The 22,418-nt window shown below is 64.0% G+C and carries 20 protein-coding genes; 4 read left to right on the forward strand and 16 right to left on the reverse strand.

Going from position 1 to position 22,418, the window contains the following annotated elements; all coding sequences use genetic code 11:
* Positions 1-269: 269 nt before the first annotated feature.
* A complete protein-coding gene (locus GEV01_RS13545; RefSeq protein WP_152805053.1) occupies positions 270-2,294 on the forward strand; it encodes a TonB-dependent receptor plug domain-containing protein in 2,025 nt (674 codons plus the stop codon).
* Positions 2,295-2,333: 39 nt separating this feature from the next.
* Here the strand turns inward: GEV01_RS13545 and secA are convergent, their stop codons facing one another.
* Positions 2,334-5,120 (reverse strand): preprotein translocase subunit SecA, encoded by a 2,787-nt coding sequence (secA, locus tag GEV01_RS13550; RefSeq protein WP_152805055.1) that lies wholly within the window; start codon positions 5,118-5,120, stop codon positions 2,334-2,336.
* Positions 5,121-5,343: 223 nt separating this feature from the next.
* Here secA and GEV01_RS13555 point away from each other — a divergent pair, with 223 nt between their 5' ends.
* Positions 5,344-5,823, forward strand: coding sequence for a DciA family protein (locus GEV01_RS13555; protein ID WP_235914350.1), 480 nt, complete (start codon positions 5,344-5,346; stop codon positions 5,821-5,823).
* A 1-nt stretch (position 5,824) separates the two neighbouring features.
* On the opposite strand, the gene lpxC is transcribed toward GEV01_RS13555, so the two are convergent.
* The 5 genes from lpxC to GEV01_RS13580 form a co-directional block, all read right to left on the reverse strand.
* A complete protein-coding gene (gene lpxC, locus GEV01_RS13560; RefSeq protein ID WP_152805059.1) occupies positions 5,825-6,760 on the reverse strand; it encodes a UDP-3-O-acyl-N-acetylglucosamine deacetylase in 936 nt (311 codons plus the stop codon).
* A gap of 54 nt (positions 6,761-6,814) precedes the next feature.
* A complete protein-coding gene (locus GEV01_RS13565; RefSeq protein ID WP_152805061.1) occupies positions 6,815-7,657 on the reverse strand; it encodes a DMT family transporter in 843 nt (280 codons plus the stop codon).
* A 182-nt stretch (positions 7,658-7,839) separates the two neighbouring features.
* Entirely contained in the window at positions 7,840-8,307 is a 468-nt protein-coding gene (locus tag GEV01_RS13570) for a hypothetical protein (RefSeq protein WP_152805063.1), read from the reverse strand.
* Positions 8,308-8,378: 71 nt separating this feature from the next.
* Complete coding sequence (locus GEV01_RS13575; RefSeq protein ID WP_217428395.1) at positions 8,379-8,822, reverse strand: hypothetical protein; 444 nt, start codon at positions 8,820-8,822, stop codon at positions 8,379-8,381.
* A 55-nt stretch (positions 8,823-8,877) separates the two neighbouring features.
* Entirely contained in the window at positions 8,878-9,648 is a 771-nt protein-coding gene (locus GEV01_RS13580) for a helix-turn-helix transcriptional regulator (protein WP_152805067.1), read from the reverse strand.
* A 90-nt stretch (positions 9,649-9,738) separates the two neighbouring features.
* Between GEV01_RS13580 and GEV01_RS13585 the strand changes: the two genes are divergently transcribed.
* Together GEV01_RS13585 and GEV01_RS13590 are read left to right on the forward strand one after the other, a co-directional pair.
* The gene (locus tag GEV01_RS13585; protein ID WP_152805069.1) at positions 9,739-10,515 is read left to right on the forward strand and encodes a class I SAM-dependent methyltransferase; all 777 of its coding nucleotides are present in this window, start codon (positions 9,739-9,741) and stop codon (positions 10,513-10,515) included.
* Positions 10,516-10,577: 62 nt separating this feature from the next.
* A complete protein-coding gene (locus tag GEV01_RS13590; RefSeq protein WP_152805071.1) occupies positions 10,578-11,042 on the forward strand; it encodes a DUF2244 domain-containing protein in 465 nt (154 codons plus the stop codon).
* 83 nt (positions 11,043-11,125) lie between these two features.
* Here the strand turns inward: GEV01_RS13590 and GEV01_RS13595 are convergent, their stop codons facing one another.
* The 10 genes from GEV01_RS13595 to mraY all read right to left on the reverse strand — a co-directional run bounded on the left by GEV01_RS13595 (position 11,126) and on the right by mraY (position 22,417).
* Entirely contained in the window at positions 11,126-11,629 is a 504-nt protein-coding gene (locus GEV01_RS13595; RefSeq protein ID WP_008445441.1) for a peroxiredoxin, read from the reverse strand.
* Positions 11,630-11,711: 82 nt separating this feature from the next.
* Positions 11,712-12,938, reverse strand: a complete 1,227-nt coding sequence (gene ftsZ, locus GEV01_RS13600; RefSeq protein ID WP_152805074.1) for a cell division protein FtsZ — start codon at positions 12,936-12,938, stop codon at positions 11,712-11,714.
* 109 nt (positions 12,939-13,047) lie between these two features.
* Positions 13,048-14,280: a cell division protein FtsA gene (gene ftsA, locus GEV01_RS13605; RefSeq protein ID WP_008445439.1), complete on the reverse strand. Its 1,233-nt coding sequence runs from the start codon at positions 14,278-14,280 to the stop codon at positions 13,048-13,050.
* A gap of 10 nt (positions 14,281-14,290) precedes the next feature.
* Positions 14,291-15,082 carry a cell division protein FtsQ/DivIB gene (locus GEV01_RS13610; RefSeq protein WP_070267205.1) on the reverse strand — a complete coding sequence of 264 codons (792 nt, stop codon included), beginning with the start codon at positions 15,080-15,082 and terminating at the stop codon, positions 14,291-14,293.
* 8 nt (positions 15,083-15,090) lie between these two features.
* Complete coding sequence (locus GEV01_RS13615; protein WP_328595514.1) at positions 15,091-16,065, reverse strand: D-alanine--D-alanine ligase; 975 nt, start codon at positions 16,063-16,065, stop codon at positions 15,091-15,093.
* A gap of 2 nt (positions 16,066-16,067) precedes the next feature.
* Positions 16,068-17,459: a UDP-N-acetylmuramate--L-alanine ligase gene (gene murC / locus GEV01_RS13620; RefSeq protein ID WP_152805078.1), complete on the reverse strand. Its 1,392-nt coding sequence runs from the start codon at positions 17,457-17,459 to the stop codon at positions 16,068-16,070.
* Complete coding sequence (gene murG, locus GEV01_RS13625) at positions 17,456-18,523, reverse strand: undecaprenyldiphospho-muramoylpentapeptide beta-N-acetylglucosaminyltransferase (protein WP_235914351.1); 1,068 nt, start codon at positions 18,521-18,523, stop codon at positions 17,456-17,458. The genes murC and murG overlap by 4 nt, the downstream gene beginning before the upstream one ends.
* On the reverse strand, positions 18,520-19,740 hold the full coding sequence (ftsW, locus tag GEV01_RS13630; RefSeq protein WP_008445434.1) for a putative lipid II flippase FtsW: 1,221 nt from the start codon (positions 19,738-19,740) through the stop codon (positions 18,520-18,522). The genes murG and ftsW overlap by 4 nt, the downstream gene beginning before the upstream one ends.
* Complete coding sequence (gene murD, locus GEV01_RS13635) at positions 19,740-21,248, reverse strand: UDP-N-acetylmuramoyl-L-alanine--D-glutamate ligase (RefSeq protein ID WP_152805080.1); 1,509 nt, start codon at positions 21,246-21,248, stop codon at positions 19,740-19,742. Before murD ends, ftsW begins: the two co-directional genes overlap by 1 nt.
* Positions 21,248-22,417, reverse strand: a complete 1,170-nt coding sequence (gene mraY / locus GEV01_RS13640) for a phospho-N-acetylmuramoyl-pentapeptide-transferase (RefSeq protein ID WP_152805082.1) — start codon at positions 22,415-22,417, stop codon at positions 21,248-21,250. The genes murD and mraY overlap by 1 nt, the downstream gene beginning before the upstream one ends.
* Position 22,418 lies beyond the last annotated feature (1 nt).

Consider the following 22,418-nt stretch of genomic DNA (forward strand, 5'->3'; position numbering starts at 1 on the left):
AACCGAATGTATCGCAGCAGACCAAGCTGAATCTGGCGCCGCGCCTGAACAGGGCCCTGAACAACGGCGACACACTGGCCTGGCAAAACCTGCTTGCGCTGCGGCGGGACGTCGTCACGGCATTCCGGGCGCTCGTCACAAAGGAGGCCTGCGCTGCCTTGGCGGGCGCGATACTCTGCGCCGGACCAACTCAAGCCCTCCTCATGAAACCTATCCTACTGCTCTGCCTCGCGGCGAGCGCAAACGCCATCGCTCAAGAAGCCGCAGACATGCAGCGCGTGGAAATCGCCGGCTCCGCCGCACAAGCCCTGCGCCGCAACGACACCGCCGCCAAGATCGTCGTCGGCCGCGCCGACATCGACCTGTATGGCGACACCACGCTCTCCGCCCTGCTCAAGCGCCAACCCGGCATCTCCGTGGCCGGCGGCGAGGTGCGCATGCGCGGGCTGGGTGCGGGCTACACGCAATTGCTGATCAACGGCGAGCCTGCGCCGCAGGGTATGTCCATCGACGCCATCTCGCCGGAGCTGATAGAACGCATCGAGATACTGCGTACCGCATCGGCCGAATACAGCGCGCAGGCGCTGGCGGGCAGCATCAACGTGGTACTACGCAAAGGCAGCCGCGCGCAACGCGACATCAAGCTGGGCATGGAGAACCTGCAGGGCGTGAACGGTTCTTCGGCCACCATGCAGATCGCCGACCGCGCCGGCACGCTGTCGTACGGACTGGCCGGCACGCTGAGCGACACCGGCTTCCGCAACACGCCCGCCACCACCGAGCGCGTGGAAGGCGCGGCGGCGCTGCGCACCTTCACCGAGCTGAATACATCGCAGCAGACCAAGCTGAATCTGGCGCCGCGCCTGAACTGGACGCTGGAAAACGGCGATACGCTGGCCTGGCAAAACCTGCTGGACCTGTACCGCACCCGCAGCCACGGGGACTCCCGCGAAACCAGCATCTACGGCGCATCGACCGCCTATCCTGACAACGACTGGCGAGCGCAGTCGCACACGGTCTTCCTGCGCAGCGGCTTGACGTGGACGCACACGGTCGGCGCCGACGGAAAACTAAGCGTCAAGCTGGGCTACGACTACAACCACCGCAACACCGACTACGCCTTTCACGGCGCCAGCGCGGACGGCACGCCGCTGTTCACGCGCGCAGTCAAGTCGAACGCCGACGACGACAGCATCACCACCAGCGGCAAATACCTGGCCCGCCTGCGCGAAGCGCACAATCTCGCCATCGGCTGGGATGGCGCCGACACGCGCCGCAGCGAGATGCGCCGCCAGGACGACAGCGCGGCCAGCGGCGCGGCGCTGGGCCAGCTGCTGCAAGAGTACGAGGCGCGCGTACGCCGCATCGCCCTCTTCGCCCAGGACGAGTGGGACGTGACGCCGCGCCTGCAAGCCTACCTGGGTCTGCGCTGGGAAGGGCTGGACACGCGCACCGACGGCGCCATGCTGGCGGCGGTGCAAAACCGCTCCAGCGTTTTCAGTCCGGTGGCGCAGATGATGTGGAAGCTGCCGAACCAGGAGCGCGACCAGATAAGACTGGCCCTCGCCCGCACCTACAAAGCGCCGCCGACGCGAGACCTGCTGCCGCGCCGCTACACCATCAACAACGACAACGGCCCCACCAACCCGGACGTGCAGGGCAATCCCGATCTGCGGCCGGAACTGGCGTGGGGATTGGACGCGGCGTACGAATCGTACTTCGGCAAGGAAGGTTCGGCGAGCATCTCCGCCTATGCGCGGCGCATCCGCGACGTGACGGTGCAGCGGCTGTTCGAGCAAAATGGATCGTGGGTGACGACGCCGTACAACGGCGGCAAGGCCAAGGTGGCCGGCATCGAGTTCGACGCCAAATTCCCGCTGAACGCATGGCCGGCTGACGTGCGCTTGAATGCGTCACGCAACTGGTCTCGGCTCGACGCGGTGCCGGGGCCGGACAATCGCCTCAGCGCGCAGATCCCCTTCAGCGCCAACGTGGGCCTGGACTACCGCCCCGCTGGCGCGCTGACGCTGGGCTTCAACGCCGGCCTGCAGACCGGCGGCATGGTCCGCATCAGCGACAGGCTGGCCAGCTACACCGGCGTCACGCGTACCGTCGACGCCTACGCGCTGTGGAAGTTCGACAGCAAATCGCGACTGCGTATATCGCTACTGAACGCGCTGCATCAGGACCAGCTGCTCGGCCAGTTCTACGCCGACAGCAGCTCCAGCACGGCGCGCACCTCCAGCACGCCAACCCGCACCGGCATCCGCGCCGTCTACGAACGCCAGCTTTAAACCAGAATAAAAAAACCGGAGACTAGCTCCGGTTTTTTGTTATGCCAGCTTGCCGTGGCAGGCTTTGTACTTCTTGCCGCTGCCGCATGGGCATGGGTCGTTGCGTCCGACCTTCAGGCCCAGCTCCATCAGCTGCTCGCCGCTCAGGCCTTGCAGCTCTGGCGGCAGGCCGGCCAGCGAAGGCGATGGCGCCAGCAGGTCTTCCGGCGCTGCGTTAGGGTTGAAGTCGGCGTGCTGGTAGCTCACGTTTTCCACGTGCGACTGCTGCATCGCCGCTTCCGCCGCATCGATCTCTTCGCGCGACTGGATACGGACCGTCATGATCAGCTTGACCACTTCGTTCTTGATCATGTCCAGCATCTGGCCGAACAGCTCGAACGCTTCGCGCTTGTATTCCTGCTTCGGATTCTTCTGGGCGTAGCCGCGCAGGTGGATACCCTGACGCAGGTGGTCCAGCGCCGCCAGGTGCTCGCGCCAGTGGCTGTCCACGCTTTGCAGCATGACGTTGCGTTCGAAGCCGCCGAACGATTCCTTGCCGACGATATCGATCTTCGACTGATACAGCGCATCGGCCGCAGCGATCACGCGCTCCAGGATGTCTTCGTCGTTCAGGTTCTGTTCTTTTTCCAGCATCTCGCGCAGCGGCAGGTCGATCTGCCATTCCGCAGCCAGCGCCGCTTCCAGGCCCTTGATGTTCCACTGCTCTTCGACCGATTCCGCCGGCACGTATTCGCGCACCAGGTCGGTGAAGGCGCCGTGGCGCAGGGACTCGATCAGTTCCGAAATGTCGGTCGCTTCCAGCAGCTCGTTACGCTGCTGGTAGATCACTTTGCGCTGGTCGTTGGCGACGTCGTCGTACTCCAGCAGCTGCTTACGGATATCGAAGTTGCGTGCCTCGACCTTGCGCTGTGCGGATTCGATCGAACGCGAAACGATGCCCGCTTCAATCGGCTCGCCTTCCGGCATCTTCAGACGGTCCATGATGGCGCGCACGCGGTCGCCCGCGAAGATGCGCAGCAGCTGGTCGTCCAGCGACAGGAAGAAGCGCGACATGCCAGGATCGCCCTGACGTGCTGCGCGGCCGCGCAGCTGGTTGTCGACGCGGCGCGATTCGTGGCGTTCGGTGCCGACGATATGCAGGCCGCCGGCAGCAACCACCTGCTCGTGCAATGCCTGCCAGCCGTCGCGCAGTGCCTTCGATTGCGCTGCCTTGTCGGCGTCGCTCAGTTCAGCGTTGGCTTCAACGAACTGGATCTGCTTCTCGACGTTACCGCCCAAGACGATGTCGGTACCGCGACCGGCCATGTTGGTGGCGATGGTGATCGCTTTCGGGCTACCTGCCTGGGCGATGATTTCCGCTTCACGGGCGTGCTGTTTCGCGTTCAGGACGTTGTGCGGCAGGCCGCCCTTGGTCAGGATGCCCGACAGCAGTTCCGAGTTTTCGATCGAGGTCGTACCCACCAGCACCGGTTGGCCGCGGTCGTAGCATTCGCGGATTTCCAGCATCATGGCGTTGTACTTCTCGGCCGACGATTTGTAGACCTGGTCCTGACGGTCCTTGCGCTGCGAAGGACGGTTAGGCGGGATCACCACGGTTTCGAGGCCGTAGATTTCCTGGAACTCGTAGGCTTCGGTATCGGCGGTACCGGTCATGCCGGCCAGCTTCGAATACATGCGGAAGTAGTTCTGGAAGGTGATCGAGGCCAGGGTCTGGTTCTCGTTCTGGATCTTCACGCCCTCTTTCGCTTCGACTGCCTGGTGCAGGCCGTCGGACCAGCGGCGGCCCGTCATCATGCGGCCGGTGAATTCGTCGACGATCACCACTTCATTGTTCTGCACCACGTAGTGCTGATCCTTGAAGTACAGCGCGTGCGCGCGCAGCGCCGCGTACAGGTGGTGCACCAGCGTGATGTTGGCCGAGTCGTACAGCGAGGCGCCTTCCGGCAGCAGACCCATTTTGGTCAGGATCGCTTCGGCTTTTTCGTGACCGGCTTCGGTCAGCAGCACCTGGTGGGCTTTTTCGTCCTTGGTGTAATCGCCAGGAACGTCAACCTTGCCCTTGCCGTCCGGGGTTTCTTCGCCGACCTGCAGCGTCAGCATGCCTGGCAGCTCGTTGATCTTGTAGTACAGGTCCGTGTGGTTCTCGGCCTGGCCGGAGATGATCAGCGGGGTGCGGGCTTCGTCGATCAGGATCGAGTCGACTTCATCGACGATGCCGAAGTTCAGCACGCGCTGCACGCGGTCGCGGGCTTCGAATACCATGTTGTCGCGCAGGTAGTCGAAACCGAATTCGTTGTTGGTGCCGTAGGTGATGTCCGACGCGTAAGCCTTCTGCTTGGTCGCGTGTTCCATCTGCGACAGGTTGATACCGGTCGTCAAGCCCAGCCAGCTGTACAGCTTGGCCATGGTTTCCGCATCGCGCTGCGCCAGGTAATCATTGACGGTCACGATGTGCACGCCCTTGCCCGACAGCGCATTCAGATAGGCCGGCAGGGTCGCGGTCAGGGTTTTGCCCTCGCCGGTGCCCATTTCGGCGATCTTGCCGTAGTGCAGAACCATGCCGCCGATCAGCTGCACGTCGAAGTGACGCATCTTGAAGACGCGCTTGCTTGCTTCGCGGCAGACGGCAAACGCCTCAGGCAGGAGCGCATCGAGCGACTCGCCATTGGCGATGCGTTCCTTGAATGCAGGCGTCTTCGCTTGCAGCTCGGCGTCGGACAGTTTTTCCATCGCCGGCTCGAGCGCATTGATCTCGCGTACCGTTTTTTGGTATTGCTTGAGCAGCCGCTGGTTGCGGCTGCCGAAAATCTGGGTCAGTAATGACATGCTTGAATTCTTGAAAAAACGCCGTTAAAAAAAGCTCTGTAGGTGAAAAACGCCTTACCGCACGGAGTTCGACTATGGCAAAAGACGGTGATTTTATCATGCGTCCGCGCCTACATTGGGTTATTGACCTGTTTAACAATAGCCCAAGAGTGAACAATGTCACAAAATTAAGCTATTTTAACCGGTGGTGACGTTTTTTTGCCGCTGTGATATGTTGTTGCGCATGCGATTCAACTCCTCCAACCTGTCCATCACGCGCCGCACTCCCATCGGCGCGACCGATTTCCTGCGCCGCGACGACAAAATGGCGGCCCTGCTGCCGGCCATCGAGCGCATGGCCGCCCTGCAAAAAGACTGCGCGGCGGCCCTGCCCGCCATGTTCAAGTACTGCGAGATCCTGGCGTTCGAGGATGGGCAATTGACCTTGTCGCTGCCGAATGCCGCCCTGGCGGCCAAGCTCAAGCAGCAGCTGCCCAAGCTGCAGGACACGCTGGCGCGGCGCGGCTGGCAGGTGCATGGCGTGAAATTGAAGGTGCAGATGAGCAAACCGGCCGAGATCAAGGAGCAGATGCGCGCCCTGTCCCTGACCGAAGCGGCCGTGACGGCCTTCGACGAGCTCGGCGATGCGCTGGAGGACACGCCGCAGAACGCCACGCTGATCGCGGCGCTCAAGGCGATGGTGGCCAAGCGCCGGCCAATCTAGCTTAGGTGAGCGCCCACTCGCGCGCCATCTGGCGCAGGTAGGACGGCGGCGCGACTTCATTGGTCTCGAACGAGACGATTTCATAGGCATCCGGATGCTTGAGCAGCTCCAGCAGCAGCTGGTTGTTCAGCGCGTGGCCGGATTTGTGCGCCTCGTAGCTGGCCAGCAGCGGATGGCCGACCAGGTACAGGTCGCCGATGGCGTCCAGAATCTTGTGGCGCACGAATTCGTCGTCATAGCGCAGCCCGTCCGAATTGAGGATGCGGTACTCGTCCATCACGATGGCGTTTTCCAGCGAACCGCCGCGCGCCAGGCCTATGCCGCGCAGCATTTCCACGTCCTGCATGAAGCCGAAGGTGCGGGCGCGGGCCACGTCGTGCACGTAGGAGACGTCACCGAAGTCCACATGGGCGCGCTGCTGGGTGCCGTCGACGGCCGGATGATTGAACTCAATGAAAAAGTCCAGCTTGAAGCCGTTGTACGGGGTCAAACGGGCCCATTTTTCCTTCTCGCCCGTGCCTTCGCGGATTTCCACCGGCTTCAGCACGCGGATGAATTTTTTCGGCACCGGCTGCTCCTGCACGCCAGCCTGTTGCAATAAATACACGAACGACGACGCCGAGCCGTCCATGATGGGGATTTCTTCGGCGCTCACTTCGATGTACAGATTGTCCAGGCCGAGGCCGGCGCAGGCCGACATCAGGTGCTCGACGGTCGACACGCGGGCGCCGTCCTTGACCAGCACCGAGGCCATGCGGGTATCGCCCACGGCCATGGCGCTGGCGGGGAACTCCACCACCGGCGTCAGGTCGACGCGGCGGAACACGATGCCGGTGTCCGGCGCGGCCGGGCGCAAGGTCAGCTCGACCTTGGTGCCGGAGTGCAGGCCGACACCCGTGGTGCGGACCAGTTCTTTGATAGTGCGTTGTTTTAACATCCGACGATTATAGCGAAGTTGGGTCCGCCGCGCTGCCGGCGGGGTTTCCCACAATCAAGGATGCTCGGCCTCGGCGTGGACCGATTCGCGCCGCACCAGGTAGATGCCGCTGGCGATGATGATGCCGGCGCCCAGCAGCGTGTAGCCGTCCGGCAGCGTGTGCCACAGCAGCCAGTCGATCGCCACGCCCCAGGCCAGCGCCGAGTATTCGAACGGCGCCACCACCGAGGCCTTGCCGGAGCTGAACGCGCGCGTGATCGCCAGCTGGCCGAGGAAGCCGCTCAGCGCCAGCGCCAGCAGCACCCAGCCATCCTCGGCGCGCACCGGCACCCAGTGGCTGGCCGACATCGCCAGGCCGCCGGCCGCCATCAGCAGCAGATACCAGAACATCATCGACTCGTTGCTGTCGGTGCGGGCCAGCACGCGGCTGGTGATCGCGGCCATCGCGTAACAGGCGGCCGAGCCGAGCAAGGCCAGCCCGCCCAAGGTCAGGAAGCCCGTACCTTCGGGCCGCAGCACCACCAGCACGCCGAGCAGGCCGACCACGATGGCGACCCACTGGCCGGTGCCGACCTTCTCCTTCAGGATGAACACCGACAGCGCCGTGATCAGCGATGGCGCGATGAAGAAGATCGAATACGCCTCGGCCAGCGACAGCGCCTTGAGGCCGTAGGCGAACGAGGTCAGCATGGCGATGCCCAGCAGGCTGCGGAAGATGTGCATGCCCCAGCGCACGCGGAAGATGCCGCGGAAGGCGCCGCGGTACAGCATGTAGCCGCACAGCAGCGGCAGCGAACTGAGCGCGCGCATGGCGGTCACTTGCGTGGCGGGATAGTGGGACGACAGCACTTTCATGGTGGTGTCCATGAAAGAGAACATGGCGACTGCGGCCAGCATGGCGTAGATGCTGCGCAGGTTTTCTGAGCGGGTGGCGGTGGACAGGGGAAGCTCCTTGCGACAGGTCCGTGCGGACCACTGGGAACGTCATCATGGCGACGTCCGGAGCCAGGACCGGCAGGCCGTGCCCGGTCGTGTCGATTATAGCAAGGGGCTACTTTCCTTGCAGAAGGCAGGCCGATTCAGCGTATGCCTTCGGTGTCGCCTTTGTTGAAGATGCCGTAGGCCCCCGGCATGTAGATCGACTGCACCAGCCAGCCGGCCTTCTGGTCGTAGGTGAAGTTGGTGTCGTGGATGCGGACCGGGAATTTGAGCTTGCAGGCCTTGTCGTCGAAATCGATTTTTCCGACGTGCTCGTTGTCCGTGGTTTGCTTCAGCTCCTGGCGGAATTGCAGCTCCGCGCCGAACAGGTCGATGTAGTTGTCGTTGAAGCCGGCCTTGGTCACGCGCAGCGGCCGGTCGCCCTGATAGGCGGACAGCAGCAGGAAGGGGAATTTGTACAGCCGCGCCGACGTGCCCGGCTCGTCTTTCAGCGCGGCCGCCCGCCAGGTGATCCAGGCGGCGCGCAGGCTGTCCGGGGTTGGTGTCTGGCAGGTCAGTGCCGACGAGCTCGACAGCGCGGCAAATACCAGTGCGATCAAAGGTTTCATGCCCGGCATTATAAAGTGCCAAGTCCGCACGCACCGTTCCAATCAAACAGCGCAAGGTCTATGCTCAGAGGCTAGGAGGAATACAACTCCTCAGCAACAGCTTTCAAACCATGGTCCGGCATCAACTGATCTGAAATCGTCAGAATTGAAAACAGATTTCTTTTTAGATCGGCTTCTGAAAGCTCGCCGCGGCCGAGCGAAGTTTGCAGCAAATGGAGCGCCATATCGGCGAGGAGCACCCTCTGCTTTTCATTCCATCCCGACTCGCCTCGCCGGGCTGGATCATTTTGATAGGACAGTTCGGTTAAACCATGCGCAGTGCGCGCCAAGGAAAGTATCTCGCCCCTGATCAGATCATCCATCCACTTCCATCCTGAAAAATGCCAGGCCAGCCGATCTGCGCAGCACGGCGCAGGCTGGCTTTGATGACCATGCGGTGCATGGGCGCGATAAAAATCTCGGTTGCGCTGGTGCGGTAGACCTTGAAGATGCCAAGCCGCCCGGCCTTCGCTCAAGGCGCAATGATGCAGAAACTATAACATCAAATTCCTGTCATCGCTGTCAGGCCTGTCAAGTCTGCGGCAGCAGCATCACCAGCTTCAGATCATGGCGCTTGGCCAGGTGCAGCGTCACCTGGTTGAAGTCCAGATCGCCCCGCCGCGGATGGCGGAAGCGGCGCAGGCCGCCTTCCCTGCCGACCACGTCCTGCAAGGTCCACAGTTCGGCGAAGGTCGCGCTGGCGTCGGACAGTTCAACGATCAGCCCGGCCAGCACCTGCTCGCTGGCGTGCCGGCCGATGTCCGCGCGAAACTCGGCCACCAGACGCCGCGCGCGCTCCGGCCAATCGACGATCAGCTCGCGCGCCGCCGCGCTGAGGAACATGTAGCGCAACAGATTCGGCCGTGACTGCGGTGACGGCGACAGCCAGCCGGCAAGCAGCCGCTCCGCCTGCGGATTCCACGCTACCGCATCCCATTGCCGGTCCAGGATGTAGGCCGGCGCGTCGATGGCCGCGACGATCGCGTCCAGCGCCTCCTCAGCGCTGCCGCCGTCGTCGTCGTGATGCGGGTCGAGCCGGTCGGCCAGGCTGAACAGGTAGGCGCGCTCGGCGGCCGACAGATGCAGCACTTCCGCCAGCCGCGCCAGCATCTTGCCGGACGCCTGCACTTCCCTGCCCTGCTCCAGCCACGTCAGCCAGGTCGGACTGACATCGCACAGCTGCGCCAGCTCTTCGCGCCGCAGGCCGGGCGTGCGGCGCCGTCCGCCACCGGGCAGGCCGACGCTGTCGGGCAGTGTGCGCTCGCGATGGGCGCGGATAAATTCGCCGAGTTTGCTGTGCATGGTAGTTCTTATACCAGGATAAGTACTTGTCTTGTTACAGGATAAAAATACGCCTATTCTGCCCTGACTCGCCCATTCCAGGAGAAAAACATGAAACAGCAAGCCGTCGTCGCCGAGCAGTTCGGCAATACCGCCAGCGCCTACCTGACCAGCACCGTCCACGCGCAAGGCGCCGACCTGGCCGCGCTGCGCGAGGTCGTCCGCCTGCTGGGACCGCATCCGACGGTGCTGGACCTGGGCTGCGGCGCCGGCCACGCCAGCTTCGCCGTGGCGCCGGTGGCGAAGTCCGTGACAGCGTTCGACCTGTCGGAGCAGATGCTGGCCGTGGTGCGCGGCGCCGCCTCCGAGCGGGGGCTGGACAACATCGCCACGCAACAGGGCAACGTCGCCAGCCTGCCGTTTGCGGACGCCTCGTTCTGCATGGTGGTCACGCGCTTCTCGGCGCACCACTGGCTGGACGTGCCGGCCGCGCTGCGCGAAGTGAAGCGGGTACTGAAGAAAGGCGGCGTGCTGGTCGTCATCGACATCACCGCGCCGGAGAACGCGCTGCACGACACCACCTTGCAGGCGGTCGAACTGCTGCGCGACGCATCGCACGTGCGCGACTACCGGCCGTCCGAATGGCTGGCGATGCTGGCGGACGCCGGCTTCACCTGCGAGCGCGCCGGCGACTGGAAGCTGGAAATGAAATTCGACGATTGGACGGCCCGCATGCGCACGCCGGCCGAACGCGTGACAGCCATCCGCAGCCTGTTCGCGACCGCGCCCGAAGAGACCTTGAAATACTTCGCCGTGCAGGCCGACTGCTCGTTTTCCATCGACTCGACCCTGTTCAAGGCCAAGCACGATTTCGGCGACATCTACTGACGTAGCGGCGCCACGCCTGTGAACGGGGATATACTTGAGGCTTGCTATCCCGGGAGCAGGCGATGCCGCGCGATGTGCCATCGGAACCGCGCAGCTGGCTGTTGGAGCGCCGCTGCACACTGACCCAGCGCCAACTGGTGCTGGTGTTCGTGACGCTGTGCGTGCCGTCGGCGCTGGTGGCGCTGGCCTTCCTGTGGCAGGGGTACTGGTATGTGCTGGTCTACGCCACGCTGGAGCAGGCTGCGCTGGCGGCCTGCCTGCACTACTGCGCGCGCCACCGGGGCGATTACGACCGCATCGCGATTTCGCCCGGCGCCATCGTGGTGGAGCAATGCCGGGGACGCAAGCGCAGCGAGCGCAGTCTGCGTCCACGCACCACCCGCCTGCTGCCGCCCCGGCGCGACGGCGACCTCATTCATCTTGAAGACTGCGGCGAGCAAATCGAAGTCGGCCGCTTCATCGGCGCGGCCCAGCGGCGCCGGCTGGCCGACGAACTGGCCCTGTGCCTGCGCGTGCAGGGTTACTGATCCTCGCTTTACAACGCGACCGGCCAAGACAAAAACGGCGCCTCATGGCGCCGTTTCGTTACTGCATCCAACCAGTCCGGCGATTACGCCTGGGCCAGCAGGGTTTCGGCGTTCGAGACTTCGAACTTGCCGCCTTGTTCGATGTTCAGCTGGGTCACAACACCGTTGTCGACCAGCAGCGAGTAGCGCTGCGAGCGGGTGCCCATGCCGAACTTGCTGAAGTCGGCGTCCAGGCCCAGGGCCTTGGAGTAAGCGGCGTTGCCGTCGGCCATCATGCGGACGATGCCGGTGGCTTTCTGGTCGCGGCCCCACGCGCCCATGACGAAGGCGTCATTGACCGAGATGCACCAGATTTCGTCGACGCCCTTGGCTTTCAGGTCGGCGGCGTGCTTGACGTAGCCTGGCACATGCTGTGCCGAGCAGGTCGGGGTGTAGGCGCCTGGCAGGCCGAAGATCGCGATCTTCTTGCCCTTGACCAGGTCTTGTACGTTGAACGTGTTCGGGCCCAGCGAGCAGCCTTCGGTTTCGGTTTCGATGAATTCGGACAGGGTGCCTTCTGGCAGGGTGTCGCCAATCTTGATGGTCATGGATGACTCCTTTTATAAAATGTTGAACGTAAAAAAGCCGCGCCAGGCGCGGCTTTCACCGGCTTAGAGCCAGCAGTATGCCTTAATCCGCCTGCTTGCGCAGGAAGGCAGGAATGTCGTACGTTTCCATGCCATTCTTTTCCATCGCGCGCACCTGCTCGGAAGCGGACTCGCGACGCCATACGGCCGGCGCCTTCATGCCGTCGAAGGCTGGCGATGCACCGCCGCCCATGCCGCTGGTCGCGCCCATCGAGACCGACGACGAAGCCGCGCCGCCGCCCAGTGCAGCCGATGGCATCATCGGGCTGTTGTGGGTGCCGGTGCGCAGCATCTGCTGAGGAACCAGCTGCACGTGCTTCTTGGCCTTGCCCAGGCCGGTGGCGACCACGGTGACGCGGATGTCGTCGCCCATGTTGTCGTCGTAGGCGATACCCTGGGCGATCGACGCATCCGGCGCGGCGAAGGCGCGCACGGCGGCCATGACTTCCTTGATCTCTTTACCTTTCAGGCCGCGCGACGCGGTCACGTTGACCAGCACGCCGCGTGCACCCGACAGGTCGACGCCGTCCAGCAGCGGCGAAGCCACGGCCTGCTCGGCGGCGATGCGCGCGCGGTCGACGCCGGACGCGGTCGCGGTGCCCATCATGGCCTTGCCCTGCTCGCCCATGATGGTCTTGACGTCGTTGAAGTCGACGTTGATATGGCCCGGCACGTTGATGATCTCGGCGATACCGGCGACGGCGTTGTTCAGCACATCGTCGGCGTGCTGCAGCCACTCGATCAGCGATTCGTCTTCGTAGATCTCTTCCAGCTTCTCGTTCAGGATCACGATCAGCGAGTCGACGTTGGCCGACAGCTGCTCCAGGCCTTCGTCGGCGATGTCCATGCACTTCTGGCCTTCGTGCGAGAACGGCTTCGACACCACGGCCACGGTCAGCGCGCCCAGCGACTTGGCGATTTCCGCCACGATCGGTGCGGCGCCGGTGCCGGTGCCGCCGCCCATGCCGGCGGCGATGAAGACCATGTGCGCGCCGCGCAGCGAGTCTTCGATGCGCTGGCGCGATTCCTCGGCCAGCTTGCGGCCGACGTCAGGCTTCATCCCCGCACCCAGGCCGGTCTCGCCGATCTGGATCACGTTGTCGGCCTTGGAGGTCGACAGCGCCTGGGCATCGGTATTGGCGGCGATGAACTCTACGCCGACCATACCTTTGTTAATCATGTGTTGAACTGCATTGCCACCTGCGCCGCCGACTCCGACGACCTTGATGACGGTGCCCAAAGCTGCGTTATCGACCATATCAAACTCCATGATGTGACTCCCTATCAGAATGCGGTTTTCAAGCGCCAGTCCTCATATCGTTAGAAGAACTGGGGATTGAAAACTGCGGTTTTAATATAAATAGTTTAGAAAAATAAGCTTAAAAATTACCCAAGAACCATTCTTTCATGCGCTGCCATACTGCCTTCACCGAACCATCCTGCCGCGTAACGATATGGCCACGCAGGTACTGCTTTTTCGCTTCCAACAACAGGCCAAGCACGGTCGCGTAGCGCGGACTGCGCACCACGTCGGCCAGCTGGCCACGGTAGTCCGGCGTGCCCAGGCGCGCCGGCTTGAGGAATATGTCTTCCGCCATCTCGACCATGCCCGGCATGATCGCGGTGCCGCCGGTCAGCACGATGCCCGAGGACAGCACGCCTTCGTAGCCCGACTCGCGCACCACCTGGTGCACCATGGCGAAAAGCTCTTCGACGCGCGGCTCGATCACGGCGGCCAGCGCCTGGCGCGACAGGTTGCGCGGACCGCGGTCGCCCAGGCCCGGCACTTCCAGCGTCTCGCCCGGATCGGCCAGCACCTGCTTGGCCACGCCGTAGCGGATCTTGATCTCTTCCGCTTCCGAGGTCGGCGTGCGCAGCGCCATCGCGATGTCGTTGGTGATCTGGTCGCCGGCGATCGGGATCACGGCCGTGTGGCGAATCGCGCCGTCGGAGAACACCGCGACGTCGGTGGTGCCGCCGCCGATGTCGATCAACACCACGCCCAGTTCTTTTTCATCGGGCGTCAGCACGGCGTCGGCCGATGCCATCGGCTGCAGGATCAGGTCCGACACTTCGAGGCCGCAACGGCGCACGCACTTGACGATGTTCTGCACCGCCGACACGGCGCCGGTGACGATATGGACTTTGACTTCCAGGCGGATGCCGCTCATGCCGATCGGTTCGCGCACGTCTTCCTGGCTGTCGACGATGAATTCCTGCGGTACCGTATGCAGCAGCTGCTGGTCGGTCGGGATGTTAACCGCTTTTGCCGTTTCGATGACGCGCGCCACGTCGGTGGCCGTGACTTCCTTGTCCTTGATGGCCACCATGCCGCTGGAATTGAAGCTGCGGATATGGCTGCCCGCGATGCCGGCGTAGACATTGCGGATCTTGCAGTCGGCCATCAGCTCCGCCTCTTCCAGCGCGCGCTGGATCGATTCGACGGTCGCTTCGATGTTGACCACCACGCCCTTCTTCAGGCCTTTCGATTCGTGCTGGCCCAGCCCGATCACTTCGTGGCGTCCATCGCCCATCACCTCGGCCACCACGGCCACCACTTTCGAGGTGCCGATGTCGAGGCCAACGATCAGGTTTTTAGCGTCTTTAGTCATTTATCTCTGCCTACTGTATTTTTTTCTTCACGATCGGTTTTGGCTTGGCTCCCTCGGCCGGAATCTTCAATCCCGTCGCGCTCAGGGCCAGCCCGTTCTGGTAACGCATATCGATGGTCTCGATGTTCTGCAAGTGCTCCACCAGCTGCGGATAAATTCCCATCAGGCGGTCCACCCTTTCCTTCAACGTGGTGCTGGTCTGTTCCCGCCCCAGCGCCACGCTCATGCCGTTATTCAGCCGCACCGTCCATGCATAGCGTCCCGACAGCGACAACGACTCGGGCACCAGCTTGAGCGGCGCAAACCAGGTGCGCAGCTCGTCGTAACGCGACAGTACTTCCTTCTCGCTGCCGTCCGGTCCATCGAACTCCGGCAGCGTGTGATCCTCTTCAGCTTCGGCCAGGTTGGCGGTGAACACATCGCCCTTGGTCGACAGCAGCTTGCCGTCCTCGCCCCACGTGCCCAGCGCCTCATGCTCTTCCAGCGCCACGATCAGCTGGTCCGGCCACTCGCGGCGCACCGTTGCGCGGCGCACCCAGGGCACCGATTCAAACGCCTGGCGTACCGCATCCAGATTCGTCGTGAAGAAGTTGCCCTTGATGCGGCCCAACGCGTTGCTGCGCAGCGTCAGGTGATTCACATGCTTTAACTCGTCCTGCCCGATCGTCTCGATACGGATGGTGCGCAGGTTGAACATCGGCCGTTGCGCTACCCACCACACGCCTGCGGCGATGGATGCCAATACCGTCAAGGCGAAAATGCCACTGGCGGTCGCATTCAAAGCTTTAGCGTCTTGCCACATCTCCTTGCTTAACCCTTCATCTGAGGTTGAGCTAACTTCAGGCGCGCCGTGCGCAGGATTTCCACGCACAGGTCTTCATAGCTGATGCCTTCCGCGCGCGCCGCCATCGGCACCAGCGAGTGCCCAGTCATGCCGGGCGAGGTGTTCACCTCCAGCAGGAACGGCTTCTGGTCGCTTTCGCGCAGCAGGAAGTCGACCCGGCCCCAACCCTCGCAGCCGATGGCGCGATAGGCCAGCACGGCCAGGCGCTGCATCTCCTGCGTCAGCGCTTCCGGCAGCACGGCCGGGCAGAAGTACTGGGTGTCGTCGGTGAAGTACTTGTTCTGGTAATCGTAATTGCCTTGCGGGGCCACGATCTCCACCACCGGCAGCGGACGCGCATTGGCGCCCGAACCCAGCATGGCTACCGTGAACTCGCGGCCGGTGACGAATTCCTCGGCCAGCACCGAGTCGTCCAGCGCGGCGGCGATATCGAAGGCGGCCTTGAATTCATTGGCGGCGCTGACCTTGGTGATGCCGATGGTCGAGCCTTCATGCGGCGGCTTGACGATCAGCGGCAGGCCCAGGTCGGCCGCCACGGCGTCCAGGTCGGAGCCCGCATTGATCACCGCGTAGCGCGGCGTCGGCAGGCCGGCCGCCAGCCAGACGATCTTGGTGGTGATCTTGTCCATGCCCACCGAGCTGGCCATGACGCCGCTGCCGGTGTACGGAATGCCCAGCAGTTCCAGCGCGCCCTGCAGGCTGCCGTCTTCGCCGAAGCGGCCGTGCAGCGCGATGAACACGCGGTCGAATTTTTCTGCGGCCAGTTCGGCCAGCGTGCGCACGCCGGTGTCGAACAGGTGGGCGTCCACGCCCTTGCTTTGCAGGGCCTTCAGCACGCCGTTGCCGGACATGATGGACACGTCGCGCTCGGCGGAACGACCGCCGTACAGCACGCCGACTTTGCCGAAAGCTTTTGCGTCAACAGGAGTAAGGTGATTCACTTTCAGACCTTTGGATAGTTAGTCAGTTTGGCAGGGACGCCGCTGATCGAGCCTGCGCCCATGGTCATGACGACGTCGCCGTCGCGTACCACACCCATGATGGTTTCCGGCATATCGCCGATCGCCTCAACAAAAATCGGTTCGGTCTTGCCGCGTGCGCGCAGCGCATGCGCCAGCGCGCGGCCGTCCGCGGCCACGATAGGCGCTTCGCCGGCGGCGTAGACTTCCGCCAGCACCAGCACGTCGACGGTGCCCAGCACCTTGACGAAATCTTCAAACAGGTCGCGCGTGCGGCTGTAGCGGTGCGGCTGGAAGGCCAGCACCAGGCGGCGGCCGGGATAGGCGGCGCGCGCGGCGGCGGTGGTTACGTCCATCTCCAGCGGGTGGTGGCCGAAATCGTCCACCAGCGTGAACGTTCCGCCGCCTGGGATGGCGACATCGCCGTATTTGGTGAAGCGGCGGCCGACGCCGGCGAAGGCGGCCAGGCCGGCTTGCGTATCTTTGTCTTCGATGCCGATTTCGCGTGCGATGGCGATGGCCGAGCAAGCATTCTGCACGTTATGCAGGCCGGGCTGGTTCAGCACCACGTCCAGATCAGGGTAGCCTTCCTGGATCACGGTGAAGTGCATCTCCACGCCGACGGCACGGGCGTTCACGGCGCGCACTTCCGCCTCCTCATGGAAGCCGTAGGTGGTCACGGGCTTGGTCACTTGCGGCAGGATGGCGCGCACGTGCGGATCGTCGATGCACAACATGGCGCGGCCGTAGAACGGCAGGCGGTGCGTGAAGTTGACGAAGGCCTGCTTGAGCTTTTCGAAATCGTGCTCGTAGGTTTCCATGTGGTCGGCGTCGATGTTGGTGATCACTTCGATCATCGGCGTCAGGTTCAGGAAGGAGGCGTCCGATTCGTCGGCTTCGGCCACGAGGTACTCGCCGGTGCCCAGCTTGGCGTTGGCGCCGGCGGCGGTCAGGCGGCCGCCGATGACGAAGGTCGGATCGAGACCGCCCTGCGCCAGCACCGATGCGACCAGGCTGGTGGTGGTGGTCTTGCCGTGCGTGCCGGCGATGGCGATGCCGCGCTTCAGGCGCATCAACTCGCCCAGCATCACGGCGCGCGGAACGATAGGAATCTTGCGGCTGCGCGCAGCCACGACTTCAGGATTATCCTGCTGGACGGCGGTCGAGGTGACGACAGCGTCGGCTTCGCCAATGTTGGCGGCGTCGTGGCCCTGGAATACGGTGGCGCCCATGTCGGCCAGGCGCTGGGTGACGGCGTTGCTGCCCAGGTCCGAACCGGACACGGTGTAGCCAAGCGTCAGCAGCACTTCGGCGATGCCGCTCATGCCGCTGCCGCCGATGCCGACGAAGTGAATATTCTGTACTTTGTGCTTCATGCTAGTTGTTCCAATACCTGTGCGATAGCGTCGTTCGAATCGCGTTTGCCGACACTGCGCGCCGCCGTTGCCATGGTCTGGCAGGCGCCGCGGGTCAGCGTTTCCAACAGCGTCGCTACACTCTGCGCGCTCATTTCCGATTGCGGCATGTGGATCGCCGCGTTTTGTTTCGCCATCCACTGCGCGTTGTCGCGCTGGTGGCTGGTGGTCGATGCGACCAGGGGCACCAGCACGCTGGCCACGCCGGCGGCGGTCAGCTCCGACACGGTGATGGCGCCGGCGCGGCAGATCACCACGTCCGCGTGGCTGTAGGCGGCGGCCATGTCGTCGATGAAGTCGACCACATTGGCTTGCACGCCAGCCTGCGCATACGCCGCACGCAGCGCATCGATGTTCTTCTTGCCCGACTGGTGCGTCACCTGCGGACGCTGCGCGGCAGGGATCAGCGCCAGTGCGGCCGGCAGGTTGTCGTTCAGCGCTTTCGCACCCAGGCTGCCGCCCACCACCAGGATGCGCAGCGGACCTTCGCGGCCGGCGAAACGCTCGGCCGGCGTGGTCATGTCCAGGATCTCCTTGCGCACCGGGTTGCCGGTGACGACGGCCTTGCTGGCGGCCTTGCCGAAATTGGCCGGGAAGCCGAAGCACACGCGTTCGGCGAACGGCACCAGCGTTTTATTCGACAGCAGCAGCGCGGCGTCGGCATTGACCAGCACCAGCGGCACGCCGCGCATGCGCGCCATCAGGCCGCCCGGCACGGTGACGTAGCCGCCCATGCCCAGCACCACGTCCGGCTTGCGGCTGCCGATATAGCCGAAGCAGGCGGCGAAGGCCTTGACCATCTTCAGCGCGCCGCCCAGCGTGTGCTTCAAGCCCTTGCCGCGCATGCCGGTGAAGTCGATGCTGTCCATCGCGATGCCGTGCTTGGGCACCAGGTCCTGTTCCATGCCGGCGGCGGTGCCCAGCCACGTTACTTCCCAGCCGCGCGCGCGCAGCGTCTGCGCAATCGCCAGGCCGGGGAAAATGTGGCCGCCGGTGCCGGCCGCCATAATCATCAATCGTTTCATAATCTGCCACCACGCATCAGAACCCGGTTCTCGTAGTCGATCCGGAGCAGGATCGCGAGTCCGACGCAGTTAATCACTACACCCGTGCCGCCATAGCTCATCAGCGGCAAGGTCAAGCCCTTGGTCGGCAGCAGGCCAAGGTTGACACCCATGTTAATAAACGTCTGCACACCGATCCAGATGCCGATGCCCTTGGCCGTCAGGCCGGCAAAGGTCTGGTCGATGGCGATGGCCTGGCGGCCGATGTCGAAGGCGCGCTTGATCAGCCAGTAGAACAGCGCGATCACCACCAGCACGCCGGCCAGGCCGAGTTCTTCGCCGATCACCGCCAGCAGGAAGTCGGTATGCGCTTCCGGCAGGTAGTGCAGCTTTTCCACGCTGCCGCCCAGGCCAACGCCAAAAATCTCGCCGCGCCCGAAAGCGATCAGCGAGTGGGTCAGCTGGTAGGCCTTGTTCAATGCGTTGTCTTCTTCCCACGGGTTCAGGTAGGCGAAGTAGCGCTCGCGGCGGAACTTCGACAGCGCGATGATGGAACCGAAGATCACCACCAGCACCGCGCCGATACCGCCGAACCAGATGGCGTTGATCCCGCCCAGGAACAGGATGCCCATGGCGATGCAGACGATCACGCCGAAGGCGCCCAGGTCGGGCTCCAGCAACAGCAACAGGCCGACGAAGCCGACCGCCGCCGCCATCGGCATGAAGCCCTTGGTCAGCTTGTGCATGTATTCCTGCTTGCGCACGGTGTAATCGGCGGCGTACAGCACGGCGACCACTTTCATCAGCTCCGACGGCTGCACGTTGAATACCTTGAGCGACAGCCAGCGGCGGCCGCCGTTGACCACCACGCCGAGGCCGGGGATCAGCACCATCACCAGCAGCACCAGGGTGCCGATGAACAGATAGGGCGCGGCCTTCTGCAGGTCGCAGATGCGGATGCGGAACACGAACAGGCCGGCCAGCAGCGAGACGCCGATGAACATCGCCTGCCGTTGCAGGAAGTAGGTGTTCTGCCAGCGTACGTAGTTGGCGAACTTGGGCGAATCCGGCAGCGAGATCGAGGCCGAGTACACCATCACCATCCCGAGCAGCATCAACAGCAGCGTGACCCAGACCAGCGGCTGGTCGTACTCCATCATCTTCGATTGCCGCGCGCGGCTGTCCATCGACGGTGGCGTCGACTTGTCAGCAAAGCGGAACGGCATCTGGAAGGCCATCAGAGCTCCTGTCCTGCATCGAGGGCGATCTCGCGCACGGTGTCGATGAACACCTGGGCGCGATGCGCGTAGTTCTTGAACATGTCCATGCTGGCGCAGGCCGGGGACAGCAGCACGGCGTCGCCGGCTTGCGCCAGTTCGCTGGCGCGCTTGACGGCTTGCGGCAGGTCGGTGCCGCAGTCTTCCAGATCGACACCGGACGGCGCCAGCGCGGCGCGCAGCTGCGGCGCGTCGCGGCCGATCAGCAGCACGGCGCGCACGTAGCGCGATACCGGCTCGGCCAGCGGCGAGAAATCCTGGCCCTTGCCGTCGCCGCCCATGATGACCACCAGGCGCTGGTTGGCGCCGGTGAAGGCCTTGCCCAAGCCGTTCAAGGCGGCCACGGTGGCGCCGACATTGGTGCCCTTGCTGTCGTCGTAGTACTCAACGTCGTTGATGGCGCTGACCAGTTCCACGCGGTGCGGCTGGCCGCGATATTCGCGCAGGCCGTGCAGCAGCGGCGCCAGTGGCAGGTCGATGGCGCGGCACAGGGCCAGCACGGCCAGCGCGTTGGCGGCGTTGTGCACGCCGCGGATCTGCAGCGCGTCGGCCGGCATCAGGTTCTTGACCATGCACTCGACCGGCGGTGGCGGCGGATCGTTCTTCTTGCGTTTCTTCGGTTCGCCCTCTTCCTCGGCCGGAACGGCGGTGGCAAGCCACAGCACGCCGCGTTCGCTGTTCAGGCCCAGGTCGTCGCGCAGGGTCGGCGCGTCGGTGCCGAAGGTGACGTTCTGGCCGGTGGCGCTGGCCATGCGCATCACGGTGGCGTCGTCGCGGTTCAATACGCGCACGGTGTCGGCCGCGAAGATGCGGTGTTTGGCGGCCGCGTAGGACGGCATGTCGCCGTGCCAGTCCAGATGGTCCTGGGTCACGTTCAATACGGTGGCGGCGTCGGCTTCCAGCGTGAAGGTGGTTTGCAGCTGGAAGGACGACAGCTCCAGTACCCACACTTCCGGCAGCGTGCCGGCGTCCATCACTTCGCGCAGCACGTCGAGCGCGGCGGGGCTGATGTTGCCGGCCACACGCACGGTCTTGCCGGCGCGTTCGCACAGCTGGCCGACCAGGGTGGTGACGGTGGTCTTGCCGTTGGTGCCGGTGATGGCGATGATCTTCGGTGTGTAGCCACGTTCTTGTTCCAGCGCTTCCAGCGCCTGCGCGAACAGTTCGATCTCGCCCCATACCGGCACGCCGGCGGCGGCAGCGGCAGGCGCGATCTCGGCCAGTTCGCGGTACGGCGCCAGGCCCGGGCTGACGGCGACAAAGTCCACGCCGTCCAGCAACGATGCGCCGAACGGGCCTGCGACGAACTCCGCGTCCGGCACAGCCAGGCGCAGCGCCGGCAGGCGCTCGGGCGCTTCACGGGTATCGGCCACGCGCACGCGCGCGCCGCTGCGGGCGAGCCACAGCGCCATCGCCAGACCGGATTCACCCAGTCCCAGTACCAGTGCGTTTTTGCCTTCGTAGATCATCAGCGCAGTTTCAAAGTAGAGAGACCAATCAGCACCAGCATCATCGTGATAATCCAGAAGCGCACGACGACCTGGGTCTCTTTCCAGCCTTTTTGTTCAAAGTGGTGGTGCAAGGGCGCCATCAGGAATACGCGGCGGCCAACGCCGTAGCGCTTCTTGGTGATCTTGAACCAGCCCACCTGGATAATCACCGACACCGTCTCGGCGACGAAGATGCCGCCCATGATGAACAGGACGATTTCCTGGCGCACGATGACGGCGATGGTGCCCAGCGCGCCGCCCAGCGCCAGTGCGCCGACGTCGCCCATGAACACCTGTGCCGGGTGGGTGTTAAACCACAGGAAGGCCAGGCCAGCGCCGGCCAGCGCGCCGCAGAAGATAATCAGTTCGCCAGCGCCAGGAATGTGCGGGATGAACAGGTACTTCGAATACGTGGCGCTACCGGTCAGGTAGGCGAACAGGCCGAGCGCGGAGCCGACCATAATCGTCGGCATGATCGCCAGGCCATCCAGGCCGTCCGTGAAGTTAACGGCGTTGCTGGTGCCGACGATGACACAGTAGGTCAGCGCGATGAAGCCCCACACGCCCAGCGGGTAGCTGATGGTCTTGAAGAACGGTACGATCAGGTCGGCCTTCGGCGGCAGGTCCATCGAGAAACCCGACTGTACCCAGGCGAAGAACAGCTCGAACACCTTGCCGGCATTGGGTGCGGACACCGAGAACGCCAGGTAGAGCGCGGCGCCGATGCCGACCAGCGACTGCCAGAAGTATTTTTCCGCCGAGCGCATGCCTTCAGGATCCTGGCGCACCACCTTGCGGTAGTCGTCGACCCAGCCGACGGCGCCGAAGCCCAGCGTGACGATCAGCACAGGCCAGATCAGGCGGTTCGACAGGTCGCACCACAGCAGCGTGGAGACGCCGATGGCGATCAGCAGCAGCACACCGCCCATAGTCGGGGTGCCGTGTTTTTTCAAGTGGGTCTGCGGACCGTCGGTGCGCACGGCCTGGCCGTACTTCATGGCGGTCAGTTTGCGGATCACGGCCGGGCCGGCCGAAAGGCCGATCAGCAGCGCGGTCGCGGTGGCGAACACCGCGCGGAAGGTGATGAAGTTGAAGACCCGGAGTGGCCCGAGGTCCTGCTGAAAATACTGAGCGAGCCAGAGCAGCATG

It is taken from the genome of Rugamonas rivuli (assembly GCF_009380165.1).
Taxonomy (GTDB): domain Bacteria; phylum Pseudomonadota; class Gammaproteobacteria; order Burkholderiales; family Burkholderiaceae_D; genus Rugamonas; species Rugamonas rivuli.

What these genes read in the sequence shown, in the direction of transcription:
- GEV01_RS13545 (WP_152805053.1), top strand. Translation starts at nt 270, where the DNA reads ATGCAGCGCGTGGAAATCGCCGGCTCCGCCGCACAAGCCCTGCGCCGC.
- secA (WP_152805055.1), bottom strand. Translation starts at nt 5,120, where the DNA reads ATGTCATTACTGACCCAGATTTTCGGCAGCCGCAACCAGCGGCTGCTC.
- GEV01_RS13555 (WP_235914350.1), top strand. Translation starts at nt 5,344, where the DNA reads ATGCGATTCAACTCCTCCAACCTGTCCATCACGCGCCGCACTCCCATC.
- lpxC (WP_152805059.1), bottom strand. Translation starts at nt 6,760, where the DNA reads ATGTTAAAACAACGCACTATCAAAGAACTGGTCCGCACCACGGGTGTC.
- GEV01_RS13565 (WP_152805061.1), bottom strand. Translation starts at nt 7,657, where the DNA reads ATGCTGGCCGCAGTCGCCATGTTCTCTTTCATGGACACCACCATGAAA.
- GEV01_RS13570 (WP_152805063.1), bottom strand. Translation starts at nt 8,307, where the DNA reads ATGAAACCTTTGATCGCACTGGTATTTGCCGCGCTGTCGAGCTCGTCG.
- GEV01_RS13580 (WP_152805067.1), bottom strand. Translation starts at nt 9,648, where the DNA reads ATGCACAGCAAACTCGGCGAATTTATCCGCGCCCATCGCGAGCGCACA.
- GEV01_RS13585 (WP_152805069.1), top strand. Translation starts at nt 9,739, where the DNA reads ATGAAACAGCAAGCCGTCGTCGCCGAGCAGTTCGGCAATACCGCCAGC.
- GEV01_RS13590 (WP_152805071.1), top strand. Translation starts at nt 10,578, where the DNA reads ATGCCGCGCGATGTGCCATCGGAACCGCGCAGCTGGCTGTTGGAGCGC.
- GEV01_RS13595 (WP_008445441.1), bottom strand. Translation starts at nt 11,629, where the DNA reads ATGACCATCAAGATTGGCGACACCCTGCCAGAAGGCACCCTGTCCGAA.
- ftsZ (WP_152805074.1), bottom strand. Translation starts at nt 12,938, where the DNA reads ATGGAGTTTGATATGGTCGATAACGCAGCTTTGGGCACCGTCATCAAG.
- ftsA (WP_008445439.1), bottom strand. Translation starts at nt 14,280, where the DNA reads ATGACTAAAGACGCTAAAAACCTGATCGTTGGCCTCGACATCGGCACC.
- GEV01_RS13610 (WP_070267205.1), bottom strand. Translation starts at nt 15,082, where the DNA reads ATGTGGCAAGACGCTAAAGCTTTGAATGCGACCGCCAGTGGCATTTTC.
- murC (WP_152805078.1), bottom strand. Translation starts at nt 17,459, where the DNA reads ATGAAGCACAAAGTACAGAATATTCACTTCGTCGGCATCGGCGGCAGC.
- murG (WP_235914351.1), bottom strand. Translation starts at nt 18,523, where the DNA reads ATGAAACGATTGATGATTATGGCGGCCGGCACCGGCGGCCACATTTTC.
- ftsW (WP_008445434.1), bottom strand. Translation starts at nt 19,740, where the DNA reads ATGGCCTTCCAGATGCCGTTCCGCTTTGCTGACAAGTCGACGCCACCG.
- murD (WP_152805080.1), bottom strand. Translation starts at nt 21,248, where the DNA reads ATGATCTACGAAGGCAAAAACGCACTGGTACTGGGACTGGGTGAATCC.
- mraY (WP_152805082.1), bottom strand. Translation starts at nt 22,417, where the DNA reads ATGCTGCTCTGGCTCGCTCAGTATTTTCAGCAGGACCTCGGGCCACTC.